Source organism: Pseudoalteromonas sp. ATL1 (genome assembly GCF_058933015.1).
The window spans coordinates 1083928-1103277 of record NZ_JBZYXL010000001.1 but is presented as its reverse complement, the minus strand read 5'-3'; the positions used below and the strand labels follow the sequence as shown (position 1 = coordinate 1103277).

Below are 19350 nucleotides of genomic sequence, written 5' to 3'. Positions count from 1 at the left end.
TCCTTAGCAAAGTATTAGAGGTAACTATCTTGATGAATTCGAACAAACAGCTTGGTGCCAACTTTAGAGTAATCGACTTTGTATTCGCGACCATCTAGCGCTTGAATAAACAACAAACGTTTTACTTCACCAAATACGTCAGGGCTAGAAATCTGAACCACTTCCAAATAGCGCTCTTTTGCTTCTCGGCGATTTCTGGGGAGCTCTTCTTTAAAAGGCACAAGCCCCATTGGGGTCACTTTTATTTTCGGGTGTGCTTCACCATTGACAATAACTAAGTCGAGCTTTTTCTCTTTATGAATAATGGTGTTACGTCCACTTTTAATAAAGGCTCTTTCTACGCTCATGGGTTGTTCCTGTTACATCTACTTTGAAGTGGTTTGCTACTTTAGCAAAGTTCCTACCACTTCATCTGGATTTAACTTCCAGCGGTTTAATAAGGTTGAGAAATGCCATATGTCCCTATCCAAAACGTTCCCAGGTAATAGCAAGTCATACCCTGTTAACGTCTTAAGATTATGCATTCTATTTGCAAACATCGCTATCAAGCCAGTATAAACATGGCCCGAAGCCGAGCGATACTTACTTGGTTCTATTAACCATTCTGATGGGCAGTTGCCATTTTTGCAATGCGTTTTAACAACTTGTAAAAAAATATAACGCTGCTCAATTAGTAACTTTCCTGCCAGTCTAGGACTTAATGCTTGTAAAAACTCATCTATATCCCTAAGTTTAATACCAACCGCATTTAACTCAAGAATTTCAAGCCCCTGAGTGACTGAAGGAATACCGCACGAATGAAAGTTTTCATGAGTCAAAGACCAACTTCCGTAGCGGTGCACATAACATATTCCTTTACTATCAATAAGTAAACTATAAAATGGCTCTTGGCTTTTTAAGAAACCCAACCAAATTGACATGATCGCAGCAGCGCATAAAAAAATCTCAACGATACTAATAGGCGTGCTTCGCAGAGACACAAACAACATGATCACTACTAAACCAATACCACCAACCAACATAAACTCTATACTATATCGATTAGCTGAAGGACGAATTTTAGCTTGCTTGTTATTCATAATAACCAAAGTAAAAAATAAACATAATGATCGCCCAAAGCACGATATAACGTAATGTTAAACAAGTGCTGCATGGTGTTCGTTTTGGTGTCTTTGTTTTCATTTACAAATAAGCCCTAGTGTTACCATACTATTTTCGGTCAAATCACAAAATTATGGGATACCACCTCTATGCATGAGAGCCTTATTTTGTAAACTAATAACTAACTCAACAGGCGGTATATTTATATGTATAGACAACAAGCTGGTAAAGCATTATTTCCGTTTATAATTTTTATATTAGTTATTATCATTGGTTACCTCTACTTGCCTGCTTCTCAAGGACAAGGAAACCGGTCATCTTCAGCAGCAACCCCAGTAAGTGCGCAAACAGCAAATCTAAAAAGTCAGCCTGTTATGTTATCTGCTGTAGGTAGCGCCAGGGCAAACAATGCTATCCATGTTTACAGCTCACAAAGTGACTATATTACAGACATTTACTTTAGCGATGGCGATACCATAAAACAAGGCGCAAAGCTGGTACAATTACAAAATAAACAAGAGCAGCTAGCGCTCAAGTCATTACAAATAAACTTGAAAGAGCAAAAGCGACAATTGACGCGCTTGGTAGAACTAACCAAGACCCAGTCTACCGCTCAATCACAACTCGAGACTCAGCGCTCTGTCGTCGATGCACTCGCTGCGCAATTAGAGTTAGAGAATACGAAACTCAATGAACGTCTTGTCACTGCGCCTTTTACTGGGATACTAGGCAAAAGGCTAGTGTCTGTTGGTAGCTTTCTAAATTCAAACACACCGATCACGACATTGGACGATATCAGTGTGATTAAAGTTGATTTTCAAGTGCCAGAAAAGCACCTTGCAGAATTAAAAATGGGTATGACCGTCATTGCACGCAGTGATGCTTATCCAAATAAAACGTTTTCAGGTTCGATAACCCATATCGACCCGCGCATAAACAGTGACACGCGCAGTGTAGAAATTACAGCGAGTTTTGCTAATAACGAGAGCTTGTTGCGCCCAGGCATGTTGCTTCATGTTGACATTGAACTACAGAATATTGAAGCCGTTATGCTACCGGAAAAGAGCATTATTCCCCGTCAAGACAGACACTTTGTTTTTATTGTCGATGAAAAATCTCAAGCTCAACAAGTTAAAGTCGATATTTTAGCTCGATTCAACGGCTGGGTGGCGATATCAAGCGGGGTAAAAGATGGGCAACAAGTGATCACGGAAGGTGTCATTAAAATCCGTCCTGGTAGCAAAGTGTTAGTGAAAGGCTAGGAGAAGCGCGTGAAAATCACAGATACGGCTGTAAAACGCCCGGTTTTTGCCATTGTAGTCAATCTACTTTTACTGACCTTTGGTATTGTTGCTTTTACGATGTTACCACTCAGAGAATATCCTGATATCGAAACGCCAATAGTCAGTGTAAGCACTAACTACACAGGTGCTTCTAGTGAGGTCGTAGAAGCCAAAATCACACAGGTTTTAGAAAATCGGATCTCCGGCATAGAGGGGATCAAAAGCATTAATTCCTCGAGTCGGAATGGCCGCTCAAATATTACCATTGAGTTTAATATCAACCGTAACATCGATGACGCCGCTAACGATGTGAGAGAACGCGTATCGCGTGCCTTAGACAGCTTACCAGAGCAAGTACGCCCACCTGAAGTGTCAAAGTCTAATTCGGATGAAAGCCCCATCGCATGGTTTGTATTAAATAGCGAGACCATGAACACCTTGCAACTGTCCGATTATGCGCAGCGCTTCATCGTCGATAGAATTGCAGTGGTAGATGGTGTTTCAAATGTCAGAATTGGTGGTGAACGCCAATATGCCATGAAAATTTGGCTCGACAGGCGAGCCATGGCGGCACGCGATGTCACCAGCAGCGATATTGAGCAAGTACTACGCAGAGAAAACGTTGAACTGCCCGCAGGTGAAATTGAGTCATTAGATAGGGATTTTGCTGTCAGAATAGCGCGCAGTTACAAAACTCAAGAAGACTTTGCCAATTTGATCATTAAACGTGGCGCACAAGGCTATTTGGTTAGGCTCAAAGAAGTGGCTGATGTACGCCTAGAAGCGGTCGATGACGAAAGCACTTTTAGAGGTAATGGTAAAAATATGATTGGTTTGGGCATTGTAAAGCAGGCCAAAGCCAATACCCTTGATGTCGTCGATAATGCCCGTGCCGAGTTTGAAAAAATAAAACGCAACTTACCTGAAGGCACCACCATTCAAGATAGCTACGACTCATCTATTTTTATTCGCGAGTCTATTACTGAAGTTTACCGAACTTTGGCCATTGCCATGGGCTTAGTTGTGCTGGTGATCTTTTTGTTCTTGGGTAATATCCGTGCCACTATGGTGCCCGCTGTTACCGTGCCAGTCGCGCTCGTTGCTACCTTCATGTTTTTGTTAGCCATGGGCTATTCGATCAACTTACTGACCTTACTCGCGTTAGTGTTAGCTATTGGTTTAGTCGTTGATGACACCATCGTTATGCTGGAAAACATTCACCGCCGTATTGAATTAGGTGAACCACCTTTACTAGCCGCATTTCGTGGTGCCAGACAGGTCGGTTTTGCCATTATTGCTACCACCTTAGTTTTGGTTGCGGTGTTTGTGCCATTGGTATTTATGGATGGCCGTATCGGCGCACTATTTACCGAGTTTGCGATGGCCGTGAGCGCCGCAGTGTTGTTTTCCAGTGTAACGGCACTGACTCTGTCGCCAGCTTTATGTTCAAAAGTTCTCAAGCCAAGCTCAAAAGAAAGTGGCTTAAGCCGATGGATGGAAAAACGGCTTAATGGGTTGGAGCGAGGCTACCGCAAGGTACTGCAAGACAACCTAAAACGCCGCTATAGCCTGATCACGACACTAGCACTGGCAGGCTTTGCCAGTTTTGCCCTACTGCAACAAATCCCTTCTGAATTAACGCCCAAAGAAGACAGAGGCACTTTCTTCATCATGATGAATGGCCCAGAGGGCGCAAGTTATGAAAATAACCTCGCTAATATGGAGCAAATCGAACAACGCTTGTTGCCTTATGTAGATAACGAAGAAATCAGCCGAGTACTGGTTCGTGTACCTGGCTGGGGTGGACGCGGTGGTGTTGCCATTATTGGTATGCCCAACTGGGATGAGCGAAAGCGTTCTACTTGGGAGGTCATGGACGAAATAAGTGCACAAATGATAGAAGTCACTGACGTCCGCGCTTTTGCCATCATGCGTCGCGGTATCGGTGGTGGCGGTCAATCTCGTCCTGTTGAATTTGTGCTGCAAGGGAATGACTATGATGAACTAGTCGAATGGCGCGATAAAATCATCAATCGAGCACGCCAAAACCCAGGGCTTGTACGTATTGATCACGATTATAAAGAGACCTTCCCACAGTTTTTGGTCAGCATAGACAAAACTAAAGCCGCCGATTTAGGCGTGTCCGTCAACGACATTGGACGCACGCTTGAAACCATGCTGGGTCAGCGACGTGTCACCACTTTTATTGATCGTGGTGAGGAATATGACGTTATTTTAAAAGGGACTAAATCGGACTTCAGTGCGCCCAGTAATATTCACGATATTTTTGTTAAATCTCGCACACAAGAACTGGTTCCACTGGATAGCCTGATCACCATTGCCGAAGAAGCCACGGCGGCTCAGCTTAACCGCTACAACCGTATGCGTGCCATAACCATCACAGCGAACCTAGCTGATGGTTATACCCTAGCCGAAGCACTCACTTTCTTAAACAAAGTTGCTAGTGAGGAAAACCATATTGATGGCGCGGTTGATTATAAAGGTGAATCACAGTTGTTTTACGAAGGCGCATCGGCAATGACCTATGTATTTATTCTTGCACTGACAGTCACCTTCCTTGTTTTGGCTGCACAGTTTGAAAGCTTTGTGCATCCTTTGATTATCATGCTTACCGTACCTCTTGGGCTTGTCGGGGCCATGTATGGTCTGTACTTAACCGACAGCACTTTGAATATTTACAGCCAAATAGGCATTGTCATGCTGATTGGGTTAAGCGCGAAAAATGGTATTTTAATTGTTGAGTTCGCAAACCAATTACGCGATCAGGGCGTTGCCTTTGAGCAAGCGATCTTAGATGCGTCGGTACAGCGTTTAAGACCTATCGTGATGACCTCTCTGACCACAGTGATGAGTGCCATTCCACTGGTACTTGCCACAGGCCCAGGCTCAGAAAGCCGCATGGTTATCGGGGTGGTTGTATTTGCGGGTGTCAGTGTCGCGACCATATTGACATTATTTGTTATTCCTTGTGCCTATAATTTGTTGGCCAAACACACTCAGTCGCCTGAATTCATTAGCCAAAAACTAAATGACCAGGCAAGCAAACATAAGGAATTAGATCATGAGTCATAGTCAAATAGCCACCTTCGGTGGTGGCTGTTTTTGGTGTATTGATGCCGCATTTCGCAAAGTCAAAGGTGTACTAGAGGTACGCTCTGGATATAGCGGAGGTCATACCGAGCAACCCAGTTACGAGCAGATCTGCCGCGGTCATACAGGGCATGCGGAAGTTGTTGAATTAACGTTTGACTCAAATATCGTCAGCTATCGTACTTTGCTTGATATGTTCTTTGCTCTGCATGATCCAACTCAACTGAATCGTCAGGGTAATGATATCGGCACTCAGTACCGTAGCGTGGTGTTTTATCATGACGAGCAACAACATGAAGAAGCTAAAAGCGCCGCAGAGCAAGCTCAAAAACATCATGCTGAGCCGATTGTAACGGAGCTAAGCCCTGCCACGATTTTTTACAGTGCCGAACACTATCACCAAAATTATTATGAAAATAACCCCAACCAAGGCTATTGCAGCATTTTGATAGCGCCAAAGATCGCGAAGTTTCAACACATCTACGCCGATTATATCAATGGCTAATCATTAAAAAAGGCGAGTTTTTAACTCGCCTTGCCTGTTATGTTTTCAATTAAAAGCTGCATTATTTAGAAGCTGAAACTTGCACCAACAAATGCCTGTCGACCAATAGGCACATAGCCCAAAATATCTCCGTTACTGGCCACGCCAGTCGCAGCGGTAAAGTAAGATTCATCCGTTAAATTTTCGATTCGCGCTGTCAGTTTGATGTTTTCAAACAGTAAATAATTCGCAGCTAAGTTGAAAAGTGTATACCCGCCCAACTTGGTTTCTAAACTACTGAATGTTGTACTGTTATATAGTGTAATGCTGGGTCGTGAAGAGCGATATAACATGCCCACACTCACATCCAAGTTATCCCATGATTTAGACAAGGTATAATTAAATGCCGTATCTGGGCGACGAACCAGTTTCTTGCCGGTCATCTTGTCTTTGGCGTCAAGTAGGGTCAAATTCACATCATGCTCAAAACCAAATGCTGACGTTGATGCCGATAGCTCAACCCCTTTCATGGTGGCTTGTTCGACATTTTGCGCTATGTACTTACCCGAAGTGTTTGGCAAGCTGATGATCATTTTATCAATCTTATTCTGGAACACGGCAACATCGAAACGACCACTTGCTGTTTTCACTGATAGCCCTAGCTCGTTATTACTCGCCTCTTCCGGTTTTACATTCGGATTTGGCAAATACCAAGGACTGTTTTTAACGAAGGCGTGGGTTAAAGTTGGCGCTCTAAAAGCCGTACCGTGATTGATTCTAAACGTAACATACTTATTGGCAACATAACCAAAGCCCGTGGTATAAGTTGTGTCGCGGCCATGAAAATCATAGTCATCAGTTCTTATCACCGCATTTGCTAACAACGTACCATCATCATAAAAACCACCGATAAACGCCGCCTTGTTGGTTCGCTCTGAATGCGTAAACTCAGCACTCGCATTTCCTAAATCTTCGGTTAGCTGATTGAGGCCACCACTGACTTTGAGCGCATTACTGACGTTGTATAATGCTCTATATTCGAACTCTACGCGTTCCGTGCTGTACACGTCATGCTTTGGTGTGCCAGTTTGTGTGTTCTCTTGCTGAGAGAAGCTTGCACTGGCGTGGTGAACTAATTTATCAACTTGCTTTTTCCAAGCTAATCGGCCCGTGTAGTTTTCAAACGCATAAGCATCATTGCCCCATGCGTTATCATACTCACCATCACCTTCACTGTACTGTGCGATTGCCGATAATGATCCCAAAGTTTCATGATCATAATTTAAGTTAAACCCTAAATTTCTATTGGTATAACCATCGCTATCATGATCTTTGCTCAGTGGTGCGGCAGGATCTTTACTCTTTACGTCATAGCCATCAGTATCTTCATAGCCAAGGTTAAAACTTAAAGATAAATCGTCTGAAGATAACTTACCCGATTGCTGGTAGTTCACATAATTATGGCCGCCGGTAGTCACAGCAACTTCATGCTGCTGTGCTTGACGCGTAATGATATTAATCACCCCAGCCATCGCATCAGAGCCATAAATGGCGGCTCTCGCGCCCTTTACAACTTCGATACGTTCAATGCTGTTTACTGGAATGTTGGTAAACGACACACTACCAGAGTTCGCATCACTGACACGTACGCCATCCACTAACACCAATACATGCTTGGTTGCAGCACCACGCAAAAATACACTGGCTGTTTGGCCAAAACCACCGGTTCTAACGACATCAACACCTGCCATGGTATTGAGCAAAGAAGGTAAATCGCGGGCATTACTTTTTTCAATTTGTATACGCTCAAGCACGTTTACTGTAGCTAAGGCATTATTGATAGGTTGTTCAAATTTGTTCGCTGTGACCGTGATACGCTCAATAGTTTGCGTGTCGGTTTGTGCAGATACAGACGATGACACAGCGGCGAGTACAGCCACTGCTAAAATAGATTTGTTGTGCATGATTTCCCCAAACTTGCGCCCACCGCACAAGTAAAACAAGTAAAGTACATCAAGGCCGGTCTCCGGACTTAGCCCATAGGGGCATCACCGTTGCGGGGGCAGTGCTGGATTTCGCTCACGCCTGTGATTGTCACCAACTTCCCGATTATCTTAGCTATTTTTGATAACGTCATGATCAAGTGTGATCGTTAAGATCATCTAGCCAAGCACCTTGAAAAGAGGCGCTATTGTGCGAACTTTAGAAATGATTGTCAATGGACGTCTAGAATTCTAAAGCAAGCTATATATCTAGCTTGCTTCAGTATGCGTGCGCTCTATTACAACACCGAGAGTGCGAGCAAAAAGAATTAATCGCGGAAGTTTTTGAATTGGAACGGCTGACCCAATTCAGAAGTACGAATTAATTGCATCACTTCTTGCAAATCATCACGCTTTTTACCCGTAACGCGCACTTCTTCACCTTGAATAGCGGCTTGTACTTTAATTTTTGAATCTTTGATCAATTTAACCAATTTCTTGGCCATGTCTTTGTCGATCCCTTGCTTCAAAGCAACCTTACGAGATACATTTTTACCTGAACGCTCAATGTCTTTTAATTCAAGACTCGACACATCAAGACCACGCTTTGATGCTTTGTTAGCTAAAATATCAAATAATTGCATTACTTGTGGGTCGGCTTCCGCTTTTAAAGTGATCACCTCATTTGTCAGTTCAATTGAGGCGTCAACACCACGAAAATCGTAGCGTGTTTCTAGTTCACGATTGGCATTATCAACCGCGTTTTTTGCTTCTGTCATTTCGATTTCAGACACAATGTCAAAAGAAGGCATGTTACTCTCCTAAAATATGAATAACGCAATTATATCAATCAAAATTAGAATGTGGGTAAAAATGTGATATTCACCCACCAGCCAGTTTTCAGTGATATACTGGCCCCAATTTAGTAGCTCATCATTTAGTAGGACTTTTTGTGACAAGACGGGTTTATCAAGTATTACTGTTAATCACTTTGGCTATTTGCACCTTTTTATTTGCTAAAGAATTTCAACATTCTGGTGTACGCATTGAGCATGCCGATAAAGTCGTTCATTTTATCATTTTTTTTGGCCTCGCATTTATCATGCACCACGCATTTAAATGGCCGATGATAGCGCAGTTGGTGTTGTTAGCCGCTTATGGCATTGGCATTGAAGTGATGCAAGACAGCCTCCCCTACAGAGAAGCGTCATTAGGTGACTTTGTCGCCGACTTTGCCGGCGCGCTCAGTTATTACTTAACCTATTCTGCAATATACAAGTGGCGCCTTAAAAAACATGGCTAATGTTCATATTGTGGGGGCCGGTGCGATTGGACTGTCCTTTGCACAAAAGCTAAGTCAAAGGCACACCGTCATGGTAATTGGCAGACATTCATCGATAAACGAGCTACTTTACACGCTAGATAACCACACCACCAAAATAAACGCCTCCTATACACTTGCTGATGCTAATCAACTGGCTTCAACTTCGATTTCTCACTGTTTTATTTGCGTCAAAGCCTATCAACTACAGCAAGCATTCTCAGACATTCAGCCTTATTTACAAAAAGATGCGAGCCTCTTTATTTCGCATAACGGTATGCAAGATCTCAACGCAATAAAAAACGAATTGAAGCCAAATCAGCGGCTCTATTTCATAAGTACCTCAATGGGTGCTTTGAAGTTGGCAACTAACCACGTGAAAGCAACGGGCAATGGTGATACTTATCTTGGTGCCTGCAACAAGCTGGCTGCGGCGAATATCGAGCAAATCTATCACGATTTTTTTACAGAGATCTTTGACCCCAGTGCGATTCATAACGATATCACTCTGCTACGCTGGCAAAAACTACTGGTCAATATTGCGATTAATCCCCTTACTGCCATTCATCGAGTCCCTAACGGGGCGCTCAGAAAACCGCAGTTTGCGGGCACAGTGATCAATTTGCTGAATGAAGCGTGCACTGTCGCTAAATTTGAAGGCGTTCACATACCCCTTTGGCAGGCGTTAGAAACTGCATATCAGGTGATGGATCGCACGCAACTTAATGCCTCTTCTATGCTACAGGATGTCACAAACCGTAGAACAACAGAAATAGAAGCCATCTGTGGTTACATTGTCATGCTCGGCAAGCAACACCACATCACCACACCATATAACCTGCAACTACTTAAACAGGTTAAGTCGTTACATTAAAAAAGCCGATATAAATCGGCTTTCAATGTGTAAGTGACAACCTTGAGTTAATTCATCACTCTGGCTTATAAACCTTAACATTCATAAAGCCATTTTCATGCAGGATCAACGCTTGCAGCTGACTCATCACCCCTTTAGTACAATATAAATAGTACTCTTTGTCTTGCGGTAAATCGGCAAACTTAGTCGCAAGGCGGAAGAAAGGTAAATGCACGACTTCAACACCCTCTATTTCCAAGGGGTTAGCGTCTTCCTCGTCCGGCGAACGAATGTCAAGTACAACACCATTTTCAGGCAATTCGCTAGCCGTTTCAGCCTCTTTCACTTCTTCTTTGGCTTCCGATTCAATGTCGCGAATATCTTTAATTACCGCATTGCTGACTACTGTATCAAGCACATCAAAATCAAACTTTTGTTCTTCAGCGATAATCGTGTCGAGTTTTGCTTTAACTGTTGGTTTTTTAGAGATCACACCACAGTATTCTGGCATGGCTTCAGCCATTTCTATGGTACCAATTTCACGGGCGATCTTAATAATATCGGCTTTGTCGTGTTGAATAAGCGGACGCACAATCAGCGTTTCCGTTACACGGTCAATCACATTAAGATTAGCCAGCGTTTGGCTCGATACTTGACCGATGCTTTCACCAGTGACCAGTGCAGGAATACCGTATTTTTCCGCAATTTTACTTCCCGCTCGCATCATCATGCGTTTGAGGACCACACCCATTTGCCCACTTTCAATATTCTCAAGTATTTCAGCTACAACCGGTTCAAAGTCCACGCTGATGAACTTAACACGGTGGGTTGAGCTAAAACGCTTCCACAAATAATGGCTTACCTGCTTCACACCAATTTCGTGCGCAGCACCACCCAAATTAAAGAATAGGAAGTGCGTACGTGCGCCCTTGCGGATCATCTGATAACTCGCAACACCCGAATCAAATCCACCCGAGATCAAAGACAGTACTTCTTCTTGAGTTGGTAATGGAAATCCGCCAATGCCGTAGTGCGTGTGTGTGACGATGTAGGCAAGCTCGCCTTTGATCTCAATTTTTACGGTTACGTCGGGTTTGCTTAGTTTAACCTTTGCACCCGGTACATTTTGATTTAAGCCACCACCCACATAACGCTCAACATCACTCGATGTAAAGTCATGCTGACCATTGCGCTTCACACGCACACAAAATGTTTTGTTTTCTATGGTATGTCCAGCCAGTTCAAGCGTGCGTTGATATATATCATCAAGGCTTTCAAACGGCGTTTCTTGTACTTCTATAAACTGAACTATCCCAGGAATACGTTTTAGATTATCAATAAAAACAGCACGTGTTTTCTCGCATGTACTGCTGCTTGTTACCGCAATATTGTCCCAGTTATTTTTCACCTTAACCTGATCATCAAAACGAGTTAAGATGATTTCAATGTTCTTCTCTAATAGTTTAGTGAAGCGTTTACGGACTGATTTGCTCTTGATAGCAATTTCAGGATGTAGTTTGACGATAAATTTAAGCATAGAAAAATAACTCTTTTGCGGGCGAATGCGCGCCGGAACATCGGGCGCGCGATTATAGCAAATTTCTATGCGTCTAGGAAATAAACAAACCAATAACTTGTTTATCTAGGCAATACTGGGGAGAGATTGATCAGCTAATTCTTGATAGTGTGTTTGTAATTGTTGAATTTTTGCGACACTTAACTCAGTACAATATGGCTTGAATAACATCAAGACTTTGACAATACCGTTATAGATATCCTGCTGCTCAAGGACACCTGTCATACGACGTGCTTTAACGTAAGGCGTCCAAAAGCTTACTGTCATCTTTAGCATATGCGCAAGCTCTGCCGCGTCATCGTCATTAATGTCGATAACATGACTATTTCTTAACCCAATCACCACTGAACGCACTTGAGCAAATAGGTCAGATTGGAACTCAATGTATTGTTTTTTCAACACACCATCTCTGGCCAATATATCGGTGAGGTTATCGTAGAAAAAATGATAACGCCACATCAGCTCAAACAATGAATCAAGGTATTTAGTTAGTTGCTCGAGCGGCTCAAACTCAGTATTCAAAGGTTTAAAGTGAGTACTCAAGTGGTCTCGATATAAGGTGAAGATATTGCGAATGATATCCTCTTTATTTTTAAAGTGATAATACAAGTTCCCTGGGCTTATCCCCAGATTGGATGCAATATGATTCGTGGTAATTGCACGTTCACCATGTAGGTTAAACAGCGCAATACTGGTACGAATAATTTTTTCCTTGGTATTCATATCCTGCTCTCTATGACACGCGTTAAATATTAGGATGTTCGTTTCGCTAACTGGGCCAGTATAGCCAATCCGCGAAAGTGAAAATAGCACTAAAGGGTATATGATATAAGCGCCTAATGTGCAAAGCAGACCAGTGAAATGTCTGTAAAATATTGCTACCATAGAGCAAATTTTTTAACGATGTAGTGTTATGAAAGTCACCGCTTTATATCCAGGTACGTTTGACCCATTAACCAATGGCCATGCCGATTTGATTAAACGTGCTGCCAAAATGTTTGATGTCGTTTTACTAGCGATTGCTCATAATCCCAACAAGCAGCCTTGCTTTTCATTGGAGCAAAGAGTCTCCTTAGCCGAACAAGTGTTGGCCGAACACAAGAACGTCAAAGTGATTGGTTTTTCTGGGCTTTTGGTCGATTTAGCAAAACAGCAAAAAGCCAATGTTTTGATCCGAGGCATACGCGCCGTGTCTGATTTTGATTACGAATTTCAGTTGGCAAACATGAATAGAAGGTTAAATCCCGACCTAGAAAGCGTATTTTTAACCCCTTCAGAACGTAACTCTTTCATCTCATCAACATTAGTTAAAGAGGTGGCCCTACATAAAGGTGACGTTAGTGAATTTGTTCATCCCATTGTAGCCAAAGCTTTACAGGAAAAATTACACGGATGAAAATCAAAAATCTGACTTTGAGTTTAGCACTGGCATTGAGTACCCAAAGTATTGCGAGCCCTTGGATAAGTACGGAAGAAGTTGAACTCAAACACTCTATCGATTTACTCGTCAGCTACAGACTGATCAGTCGCCCTGTTACGCAATTTCCATTGTTATGGCAAGGGATAGTACAAGATTTAGCGGTGATTGAAACAAAAAACGTACCTGAACCAGCTCAATTTGCTTTAGCGCATGTGCGTCATGCTTTAGTGCAAGCGAAGCGTCATGAATATTCGAGTATTAAGGCGCTTTATGACAGTCAACCTGAAACGCTTGATGGTTTTGGACAGCGTGATGCTGCCAAAACAAGTATTGAGAGTTACAGCATTATTACAAAAAAGAGCATCAGCGCTAAGGTGCAGGTCAACTACACAGACAACGCCCTCGACGAGAAAGAGATAAACCACTACGGTAGCCATTTAGCCTTGTTGTTCGGCAATTGGTCACTCAGTGCGGAGCGAATCAATTACTGGTGGGGACCGGCCAATGAAAACGCATTGATGTTGTCAAACAATGCCGCGCCAATGCAAGCAATACGCTTAAGTCGTGCAAATAGTAATTATGCTGGTCCAAGTTTGTTCTCGTTTGTTGGCCCATGGCAATTGACCGCAATTAAAGCCAAACAGAGACCAAACTTTACCGATACCCGCAGCGGTGATTTATGGGGACTGCGCCTATCCAGCTCCCCAATCAAGGGATTGGAGTTGGCCTTTAGTACAGTTGCAAGCGATTTTGTACTCGAACAACCAACACTCGACAAAAAACCACGCGTAAAACAGCGCTTAAGTAGCCTTGATGCTAAATACTCTGGCAGTCTATTTTCCATACCCTTAGCGGTTTATGCTGAAGCTGCAGGTAACAATGACTCAGGTATTTTGCCTGATGAAGCGTCATACACCTTTGGTATTGAACATTTTATCGGTAATCAGGACTATCGCATCAAAAGCTATATTGAATACACTGATGGCGTCACCGACTGCAAAGCGCAACAACCTAGCTTTCAATGTCAATTTGCGACAGAACAAGGCGGTGGCGAATATACCCAACGTCAACAATGGCTTGGGGCCGCAATAGGTCCACAGGCAAAAAGCATCACGCTGGCTAGTAACTACCATCGAATGTCTGGCGTTGGCGGCTTTGTAAAGCTTAAATATATTGACTTTGAACAACTCAATACCGAGCGTAGTTTAATTGAAGTCGGCTATCAGCAAGGCCTATTAAAAGGTCTCCTCAAAGCAAGTGTCAGCGCTTGGCGAGATGAAGACACCGAAGGCGCGGTTAAATTAAGCTGGGAATACCAGTTTTAATGAACAAAATAGCAAAAGTAAAACAGTCATTTTATGTTTTACTTTTGCGCATCCACCCCTTTGGGGCGAGCAAACAATGCAAACAACTTTTGCTTGAGCACGCTTAGTTTTAAAAAGTCCTTATTTGTACACATGCCGACACCAATACATACTGCAAATATTTTTCCAAGCGCAGCAAAGACATACCAAAACCACCAAGCTTCCTTTTCTCCCAGTATCGCTTGATCCACATACATCAGTGCATAAAGTATGTTGTTCCCGATAGAAAACACCAATAAATAAAAGAATGCAGTACAATAACGAAGCCCTAAAACCTTATGCAATACCCACAGCAGAGCAAACAACTCTACGTCATAAATCATCCACAATATATATGGGTTCATAATGAATGGCGTAACGTGCCATTCCCAAGCAGTGAAAGACATACTGTAAGATATGGTTGTCAAACCTAATGTCAGCAGCAAAGAGCCTCTGTTTTCACATTTCCCACTCTTAAAAAATAAGTAGTAGAAAAATGCAACTGTCATCGTTGCCAAGTTAACCATGAGTAGAATGTCTGCTAGATCATAAAAAAAGAATTTTTTTAAAGTCATTGAAATAAAAGTCTATGTGTAGCATGCAAAAGGCTGAGAATGGTTAATTCTCAATGAAATTAAAAGATAACACAATGCTAACTAAGCAAGATGCTTTCAAAGTGAGTCTGCATTATGAAATACATTAAAGGTTACGCACATTAAAAACAGCAAAAAATGAGATTGCTTAGCGATTCATCTAACTTCAACTGTGCAGAGAAAGTCTACTTCGACCTTGAATTCACACATATTATCAAATATGAAAATAGCGTTTATCATTTTAACTGTATAAATTCACATTTTAATTAGTCGATTCTGAAAATCTCGGCTTTCCAGTTAACCGAGCCTTTCCGTTCCCAATTCATCCACTGCAAGTCTAGCTAGACAATTCGATATTTGTCCGATTTTTCCAACTCAGACACATTTTCAACCAACATAAAATCCAGACGTAAAAAAGCCTCAATAGGCTTAGAATTTTTCTGAAGTTTTGCCCGATACCCGCTAAAATGGCATTGAGTTTGTCGCCCAATATGCCTTTCAAGCGGTTTAACCCCAAATGGCCATCACTTTTCATGTGCCCGATGATGGGCTCTATCCCATTGCGCCGCTTGAGTTTTTTCTTTATCGCAGGTGTCACACCGCGTTTTTGTCCTGCGATAAAGACTTCATACCGCTCTGCCATATGACCGCGATAACCTCGGTCTACAAAACACGTAAACGGGCGAATGTTGGTGACGTCTTCGACTATTTTCAAGGTGCGATACAAGGTGTCACCATCATAAGGGTTGCCGTGCATGGCATGACAGCATAGGACAAATTGTTCCTTCACCGTCGTTGCTACGCTGACTTTTACCCCAAACTCGTACGGTTTTGCACTTTTACCTTTCGCGATGCATTCAACGTGCGGCTCATGCAGTGAGTACAGCTTCGATTTACTGAATTTATCTTGCTTGAGCAGTTTTTCAGCTTGGCGGAGTTGAACGACCATCGCCGCTGAGGGGTTGGTATCTAACTTACGAAGAATGTCGCGGAACACACGGCCAAGATACGACTTTTGTTTTTTCAATGCTTTACGCATCCGCTTGTATTGTTTGGCATGCGCATAACGACTGACTGAATTTGCGACCTTCACACCTGCTCTCGCATAGCTTTGCCGCAGTGTGATACCTGCGTGTTTGGCGAGGTCGACTAGTTTTTTACGGCATCGTTCAAGCAGTTTACTGTCGGTTGGAAAACTGATGTTCTTTTCCATCACGGTGCTATCCACCACTACTTCGCGCAAACTACTTTCTTTTACCGCGCCGACTTTTAGTCCGACATCGACGGTGAGCGACAACATCAATTCCGCACCCTGTTCGCCAATTCGCTTGCGAAAGCGAACCATCGAACTTGGGTCACACGGCATCTGATGAGTAAAAAACTGCATCCCACAAAAATACTGCCAATAGGGATTTTCACACCACATGGCGACCGTATTTTCATCCGAAAGTTTATGAATTTGTTTAAGATATTCCAATCCAGCCAATAACCGAATGGGTTTTCCCAATGCGCCAGTATCTGCACTATAAAGTTGACCAAATTCGGCTTCTAAACGCTGCCAATCAATGATGTTGGCCAATTTAACCAGTTCATGGTTGGGCGCCACGAGGTCAATCAATTCGATCGTGAACAGCTGCTTTTGTGGTGTATGGTTGGTCGCTTTTGGCTTCATTTTTAATCTCCATTTTGCAAGGTTTTGAGGGGTGAGAAAACAAACCTTGCAAAATGAGGATAGTAAGATCGTTTAGATCATCAAGAAGATCAATACATTAAGTGTTTTTCAGTGTCGACTAATTAAAATACTTTTTAACTCTCGGCCAAAATGGCACAACTTCAAAAAGTCCTTATTTAAAAAAAGAGAAACCACTATGATACAATCGAATATCTTTACCAAAGTACTATACAGCCCCCAAAACCACCAATAATCTGTATGCTTTAAAAGTGCCATATCAATATACATCATCAGGAATAAGAGCAGGGCAAGATCATGAACTTTACCTTGACATAAATTTATGATCTTATACTGCTTTTCAGATTAAGCAGCACAATTATGTCAGCCAATAAGTTGTTCGAACACTTTTCTTCCATTGATGACCCACGCCAGCAAGGTAAAGTGCAACATCCATTATTTGATATTCTGTTTCTAACAATCAGCGCCGTAATCGCAGGTTGCCAAGGTTGGGAGGAAATTGAAGAGTTTGCCCATGACAAACTAACTTGGTTACGTAAGTTTATAGCGTTAGCTAACGGCGTACCGCGGCACGACACGATTGCAAGAGTTATAAGTCGTATTGATATGACCCAGTTTCAAGCCTGTTTCTCTCAATGGATGCAAAGCTGTAGTGAACTCACAGACGGCAGTGTGGTTGCCATTGATGGAAAAAGGCTAAAAGGTTCATTTAAACAGCCAGATAGAAAAGATGCGATCCACATTGTCAGTGCGTTTGCCTGCGAAAATGGCGTAACGTTAGGTCAATGCAAGACCGACTCGAAGTCCAATGAAATCACCGCAATCCCAGAGTTGCTACAGTTACTAGAGCTAAAAGGTTGCTTAGTGACGATTGATGCGATGGGCTGCCAAAAGGAAATTGCAAAGCAAATTGTAGAAAAAGAAGCAGATTACTTGCTGGCTCTCAAAGCCAATCAGGGCAACTTATTTGAACAAGTGAAACAACTCTTGCAACCAGAAATATCACGCCAGATAGCGACTGATAGCTTATTAAGTGAAGTAGATTATCAACGAGGTCGAGAAGAATTCAGAGCGGCTGTTGTCTGCCATGATATGGCTCAAATTCCCGCAAGTGCTAGCTGGCCCAATTTACAAAGTGTAGGCGTGATAGTGTCTTACCGTAAATCGGATAACCAACAGCAAGGTGAATTAACCTATCGATATTACATAAGCTCAGCGAACTTGAGTGCGCAAAGACTAGCGGAAGCCACACGAGCGCATTGGCATATTGAGAACAGTCTTCATTGGTGTTTGGATGTGGCAATGAATGAAGATGGTTGCCGTATACGCCGCGACGGAGCAGCAGAAGTGTTTGCTGGTGTAAGACATATTGCATTGAATTTATTAAAGAAAGAGACATCCTTTAACAAAGGTGTACGCGCTAAACAGCTAAAAGCAGCTAGAAACGAGTGCTATCTAGAAAAGGTATTGAATAGCAAGTGATTTTTCATGCTCTTGCCCTGGGAATAAGAGCATATTCATAGTAAGGAAAAAAACGCTATAGCAACAGGAGTAACTCATACTTCTGTTCAATAAAAAGTGCACACCCAACAAAGACATGATCAGATGAAAATCATATGCAGCCCATATTAAGTACATGGACATATAATATGACTCAATTTCAGTTCCCCAAAAAAAACCAAAGGTATTCAAAGTACTAAAACTGTATGATGCTGCAATTAGCCCTGAGGTAAATAATAAAGAATAGCTTTTCTTTTCTTTAAACCTAAAAAATTGAAACGTTTGAAATAAAAAAGAGATTATCAGAAGCAGCGTTATAGAACGCTCAAAAAACGTATTAAAATCAAACCATAACATACAAATAAAACAACTCTACAGCATTAACAGCGCTTAACTTTAAGATACAACTTATCCATTAATTTTATAACTAGTAAAAAATCCCTGTTTAAAATAAGAGCGACAACCATCATTAGATCGAATATATTCACTAACAAGCTATAAGCGCTCCATAACCACCACTGTTCATTGTTTGAATAAATAACGCGATCCACATGCATGGAGACAAACAAAATACTATTTAACGTCAAACCGATTAAAATATAAAAATATGCAGGGCTATATTTGCATTTTAGCTGTATGTGAAGAGTATGTATAAGAACAATTGACACTAAGTCATAAGCAAGCCATACAAGGTATCGATGTTCGACCAAACCAGCTAGCTCGTAAAAGTGATTACTTAGAAAATAAGATGCCGCCATCAAACCAGACGTCAGCATCAAAGATAAATCTTGTTTTAGTTTGAGTAGATAAAGGCCTAAATTGAAAAAAAAGGCAAGCACCATTCCTATAACAACAATAGTATCAAAATGAAGGCTTAGTCCACCAAACTCTAAAAACATGTTACCCCAGTCTTATTATTTCACAAATGTGATCTACGCCGCCGCCGCCTCGAGATCCAGAGACTTTGCCCAACAACCCTTTGTTTGTTAATACCTTATCAGATAGCTGACAAGTTTGACCAGCATCTTGCGACATATTTGATTTTTTAGCATTTTGGAACACTCTACTTAGTAATTTCATTTCAACCTCATTA

The 19350-nt window shown here is 42.1% G+C and carries 18 protein-coding genes and 1 riboswitch; of the genes, 8 read left to right on the top strand and 10 right to left on the bottom strand.

Annotated elements, in window-relative coordinates; genetic code table 11:
- Positions 1-14: 14 nt before the first annotated feature.
- Together AC5FX4_RS04860 and AC5FX4_RS04855 are read right to left on the bottom strand one after the other, a co-directional pair.
- Positions 15-347 carry a hypothetical protein gene (locus AC5FX4_RS04860; protein ID WP_493605351.1) on the bottom strand — a complete coding sequence of 111 codons (333 nt, stop codon included), beginning with the start codon at positions 345-347 and terminating at the stop codon, positions 15-17.
- 36 nt (positions 348-383) lie between these two features.
- Complete coding sequence (locus tag AC5FX4_RS04855; protein WP_493605350.1) at positions 384-1079, bottom strand: DUF2982 domain-containing protein; 696 nt, start codon at positions 1077-1079, stop codon at positions 384-386.
- Positions 1080-1307: 228 nt separating this feature from the next.
- Between AC5FX4_RS04855 and AC5FX4_RS04850 the strand changes: the two genes are divergently transcribed.
- Genes AC5FX4_RS04850 through msrA form a run of 3 tightly spaced genes read left to right on the top strand, consistent with a single transcriptional unit; the run spans position 1308 to position 6000 of the window.
- A complete protein-coding gene (locus AC5FX4_RS04850) occupies positions 1308-2363 on the top strand; it encodes an efflux RND transporter periplasmic adaptor subunit (protein WP_493605349.1) in 1056 nt (351 codons plus the stop codon).
- A gap of 9 nt (positions 2364-2372) precedes the next feature.
- Positions 2373-5477 (top strand): efflux RND transporter permease subunit, encoded by a 3105-nt coding sequence (locus AC5FX4_RS04845; protein WP_493605348.1) that lies wholly within the window; start codon positions 2373-2375, stop codon positions 5475-5477.
- Positions 5464-6000: a peptide-methionine (S)-S-oxide reductase MsrA gene (gene msrA, locus AC5FX4_RS04840; RefSeq protein WP_493607775.1), complete on the top strand. Its 537-nt coding sequence runs from the start codon at positions 5464-5466 to the stop codon at positions 5998-6000. The genes AC5FX4_RS04845 and msrA overlap by 14 nt, the downstream gene beginning before the upstream one ends.
- A 65-nt stretch (positions 6001-6065) precedes the next feature.
- Here msrA and AC5FX4_RS04835 read toward each other — a convergent pair whose 3' ends face one another.
- Together AC5FX4_RS04835 and AC5FX4_RS04830 are read right to left on the bottom strand one after the other, a co-directional pair.
- Positions 6066-7943 carry a TonB-dependent receptor domain-containing protein gene (locus AC5FX4_RS04835; protein ID WP_493605347.1) on the bottom strand — a complete coding sequence of 626 codons (1878 nt, stop codon included), beginning with the start codon at positions 7941-7943 and terminating at the stop codon, positions 6066-6068.
- 36 nt (positions 7944-7979) lie between these two features.
- Positions 7980-8132, bottom strand: a riboswitch (cobalamin riboswitch).
- Positions 8133-8290: 158 nt separating this feature from the next.
- Positions 8291-8773: a YajQ family cyclic di-GMP-binding protein gene (locus AC5FX4_RS04830; protein ID WP_493605346.1), complete on the bottom strand. Its 483-nt coding sequence runs from the start codon at positions 8771-8773 to the stop codon at positions 8291-8293.
- A 140-nt stretch (positions 8774-8913) separates the two neighbouring features.
- Between AC5FX4_RS04830 and AC5FX4_RS04825 the strand changes: the two genes are divergently transcribed.
- Both AC5FX4_RS04825 and AC5FX4_RS04820 read left to right on the top strand, forming a co-directional pair.
- Positions 8914-9264 carry a VanZ family protein gene (locus AC5FX4_RS04825; RefSeq protein ID WP_493605345.1) on the top strand — a complete coding sequence of 117 codons (351 nt, stop codon included), beginning with the start codon at positions 8914-8916 and terminating at the stop codon, positions 9262-9264.
- Positions 9257-10156 carry a ketopantoate reductase family protein gene (locus AC5FX4_RS04820; protein WP_493605344.1) on the top strand — a complete coding sequence of 300 codons (900 nt, stop codon included), beginning with the start codon at positions 9257-9259 and terminating at the stop codon, positions 10154-10156. Before AC5FX4_RS04825 ends, AC5FX4_RS04820 begins: the two co-directional genes overlap by 8 nt.
- A gap of 55 nt (positions 10157-10211) precedes the next feature.
- Here the strand turns inward: AC5FX4_RS04820 and thiI are convergent, their stop codons facing one another.
- Both thiI and AC5FX4_RS04810 read right to left on the bottom strand, forming a co-directional pair.
- Positions 10212-11672: a tRNA uracil 4-sulfurtransferase ThiI gene (gene thiI, locus AC5FX4_RS04815; RefSeq protein ID WP_493605343.1), complete on the bottom strand. Its 1461-nt coding sequence runs from the start codon at positions 11670-11672 to the stop codon at positions 10212-10214.
- A 105-nt stretch (positions 11673-11777) separates the two neighbouring features.
- The gene (locus AC5FX4_RS04810; RefSeq protein ID WP_493605342.1) at positions 11778-12434 is read right to left on the bottom strand and encodes a TetR/AcrR family transcriptional regulator; all 657 of its coding nucleotides are present in this window, start codon (positions 12432-12434) and stop codon (positions 11778-11780) included.
- Positions 12435-12624: 190 nt separating this feature from the next.
- Between AC5FX4_RS04810 and coaD the strand changes: the two genes are divergently transcribed.
- On the top strand, positions 12625-13107 hold the full coding sequence (gene coaD / locus AC5FX4_RS04805; protein WP_493605341.1) for a pantetheine-phosphate adenylyltransferase: 483 nt from the start codon (positions 12625-12627) through the stop codon (positions 13105-13107).
- Positions 13104-14456: a capsule assembly Wzi family protein gene (locus AC5FX4_RS04800; RefSeq protein ID WP_493605340.1), complete on the top strand. Its 1353-nt coding sequence runs from the start codon at positions 13104-13106 to the stop codon at positions 14454-14456. Before coaD ends, AC5FX4_RS04800 begins: the two co-directional genes overlap by 4 nt.
- 38 nt (positions 14457-14494) lie before the next feature.
- Here AC5FX4_RS04800 and AC5FX4_RS04795 read toward each other — a convergent pair whose 3' ends face one another.
- Both AC5FX4_RS04795 and AC5FX4_RS04790 read right to left on the bottom strand, forming a co-directional pair.
- Complete coding sequence (locus AC5FX4_RS04795) at positions 14495-15049, bottom strand: hypothetical protein (RefSeq protein WP_493605339.1); 555 nt, start codon at positions 15047-15049, stop codon at positions 14495-14497.
- A gap of 355 nt (positions 15050-15404) precedes the next feature.
- Complete coding sequence (locus AC5FX4_RS04790) at positions 15405-16739, bottom strand: IS5 family transposase (protein ID WP_493605013.1); 1335 nt, start codon at positions 16737-16739, stop codon at positions 15405-15407.
- Between the two features lie 378 nt (positions 16740-17117).
- Between AC5FX4_RS04790 and AC5FX4_RS04785 the strand changes: the two genes are divergently transcribed.
- Complete coding sequence (locus AC5FX4_RS04785; protein WP_493605338.1) at positions 17118-18239, top strand: ISAs1 family transposase; 1122 nt, start codon at positions 17118-17120, stop codon at positions 18237-18239.
- Positions 18240-18637: 398 nt separating this feature from the next.
- Here AC5FX4_RS04785 and AC5FX4_RS04780 read toward each other — a convergent pair whose 3' ends face one another.
- On the bottom strand, positions 18638-19156 hold the full coding sequence (locus AC5FX4_RS04780; RefSeq protein ID WP_493605337.1) for a hypothetical protein: 519 nt from the start codon (positions 19154-19156) through the stop codon (positions 18638-18640).
- A 1-nt stretch (position 19157) separates the two neighbouring features.
- Entirely contained in the window at positions 19158-19337 is a 180-nt protein-coding gene (locus AC5FX4_RS04775) for a hypothetical protein (RefSeq protein ID WP_493605336.1), read from the bottom strand.
- Positions 19338-19350: the final 13 nt, after the last annotated feature.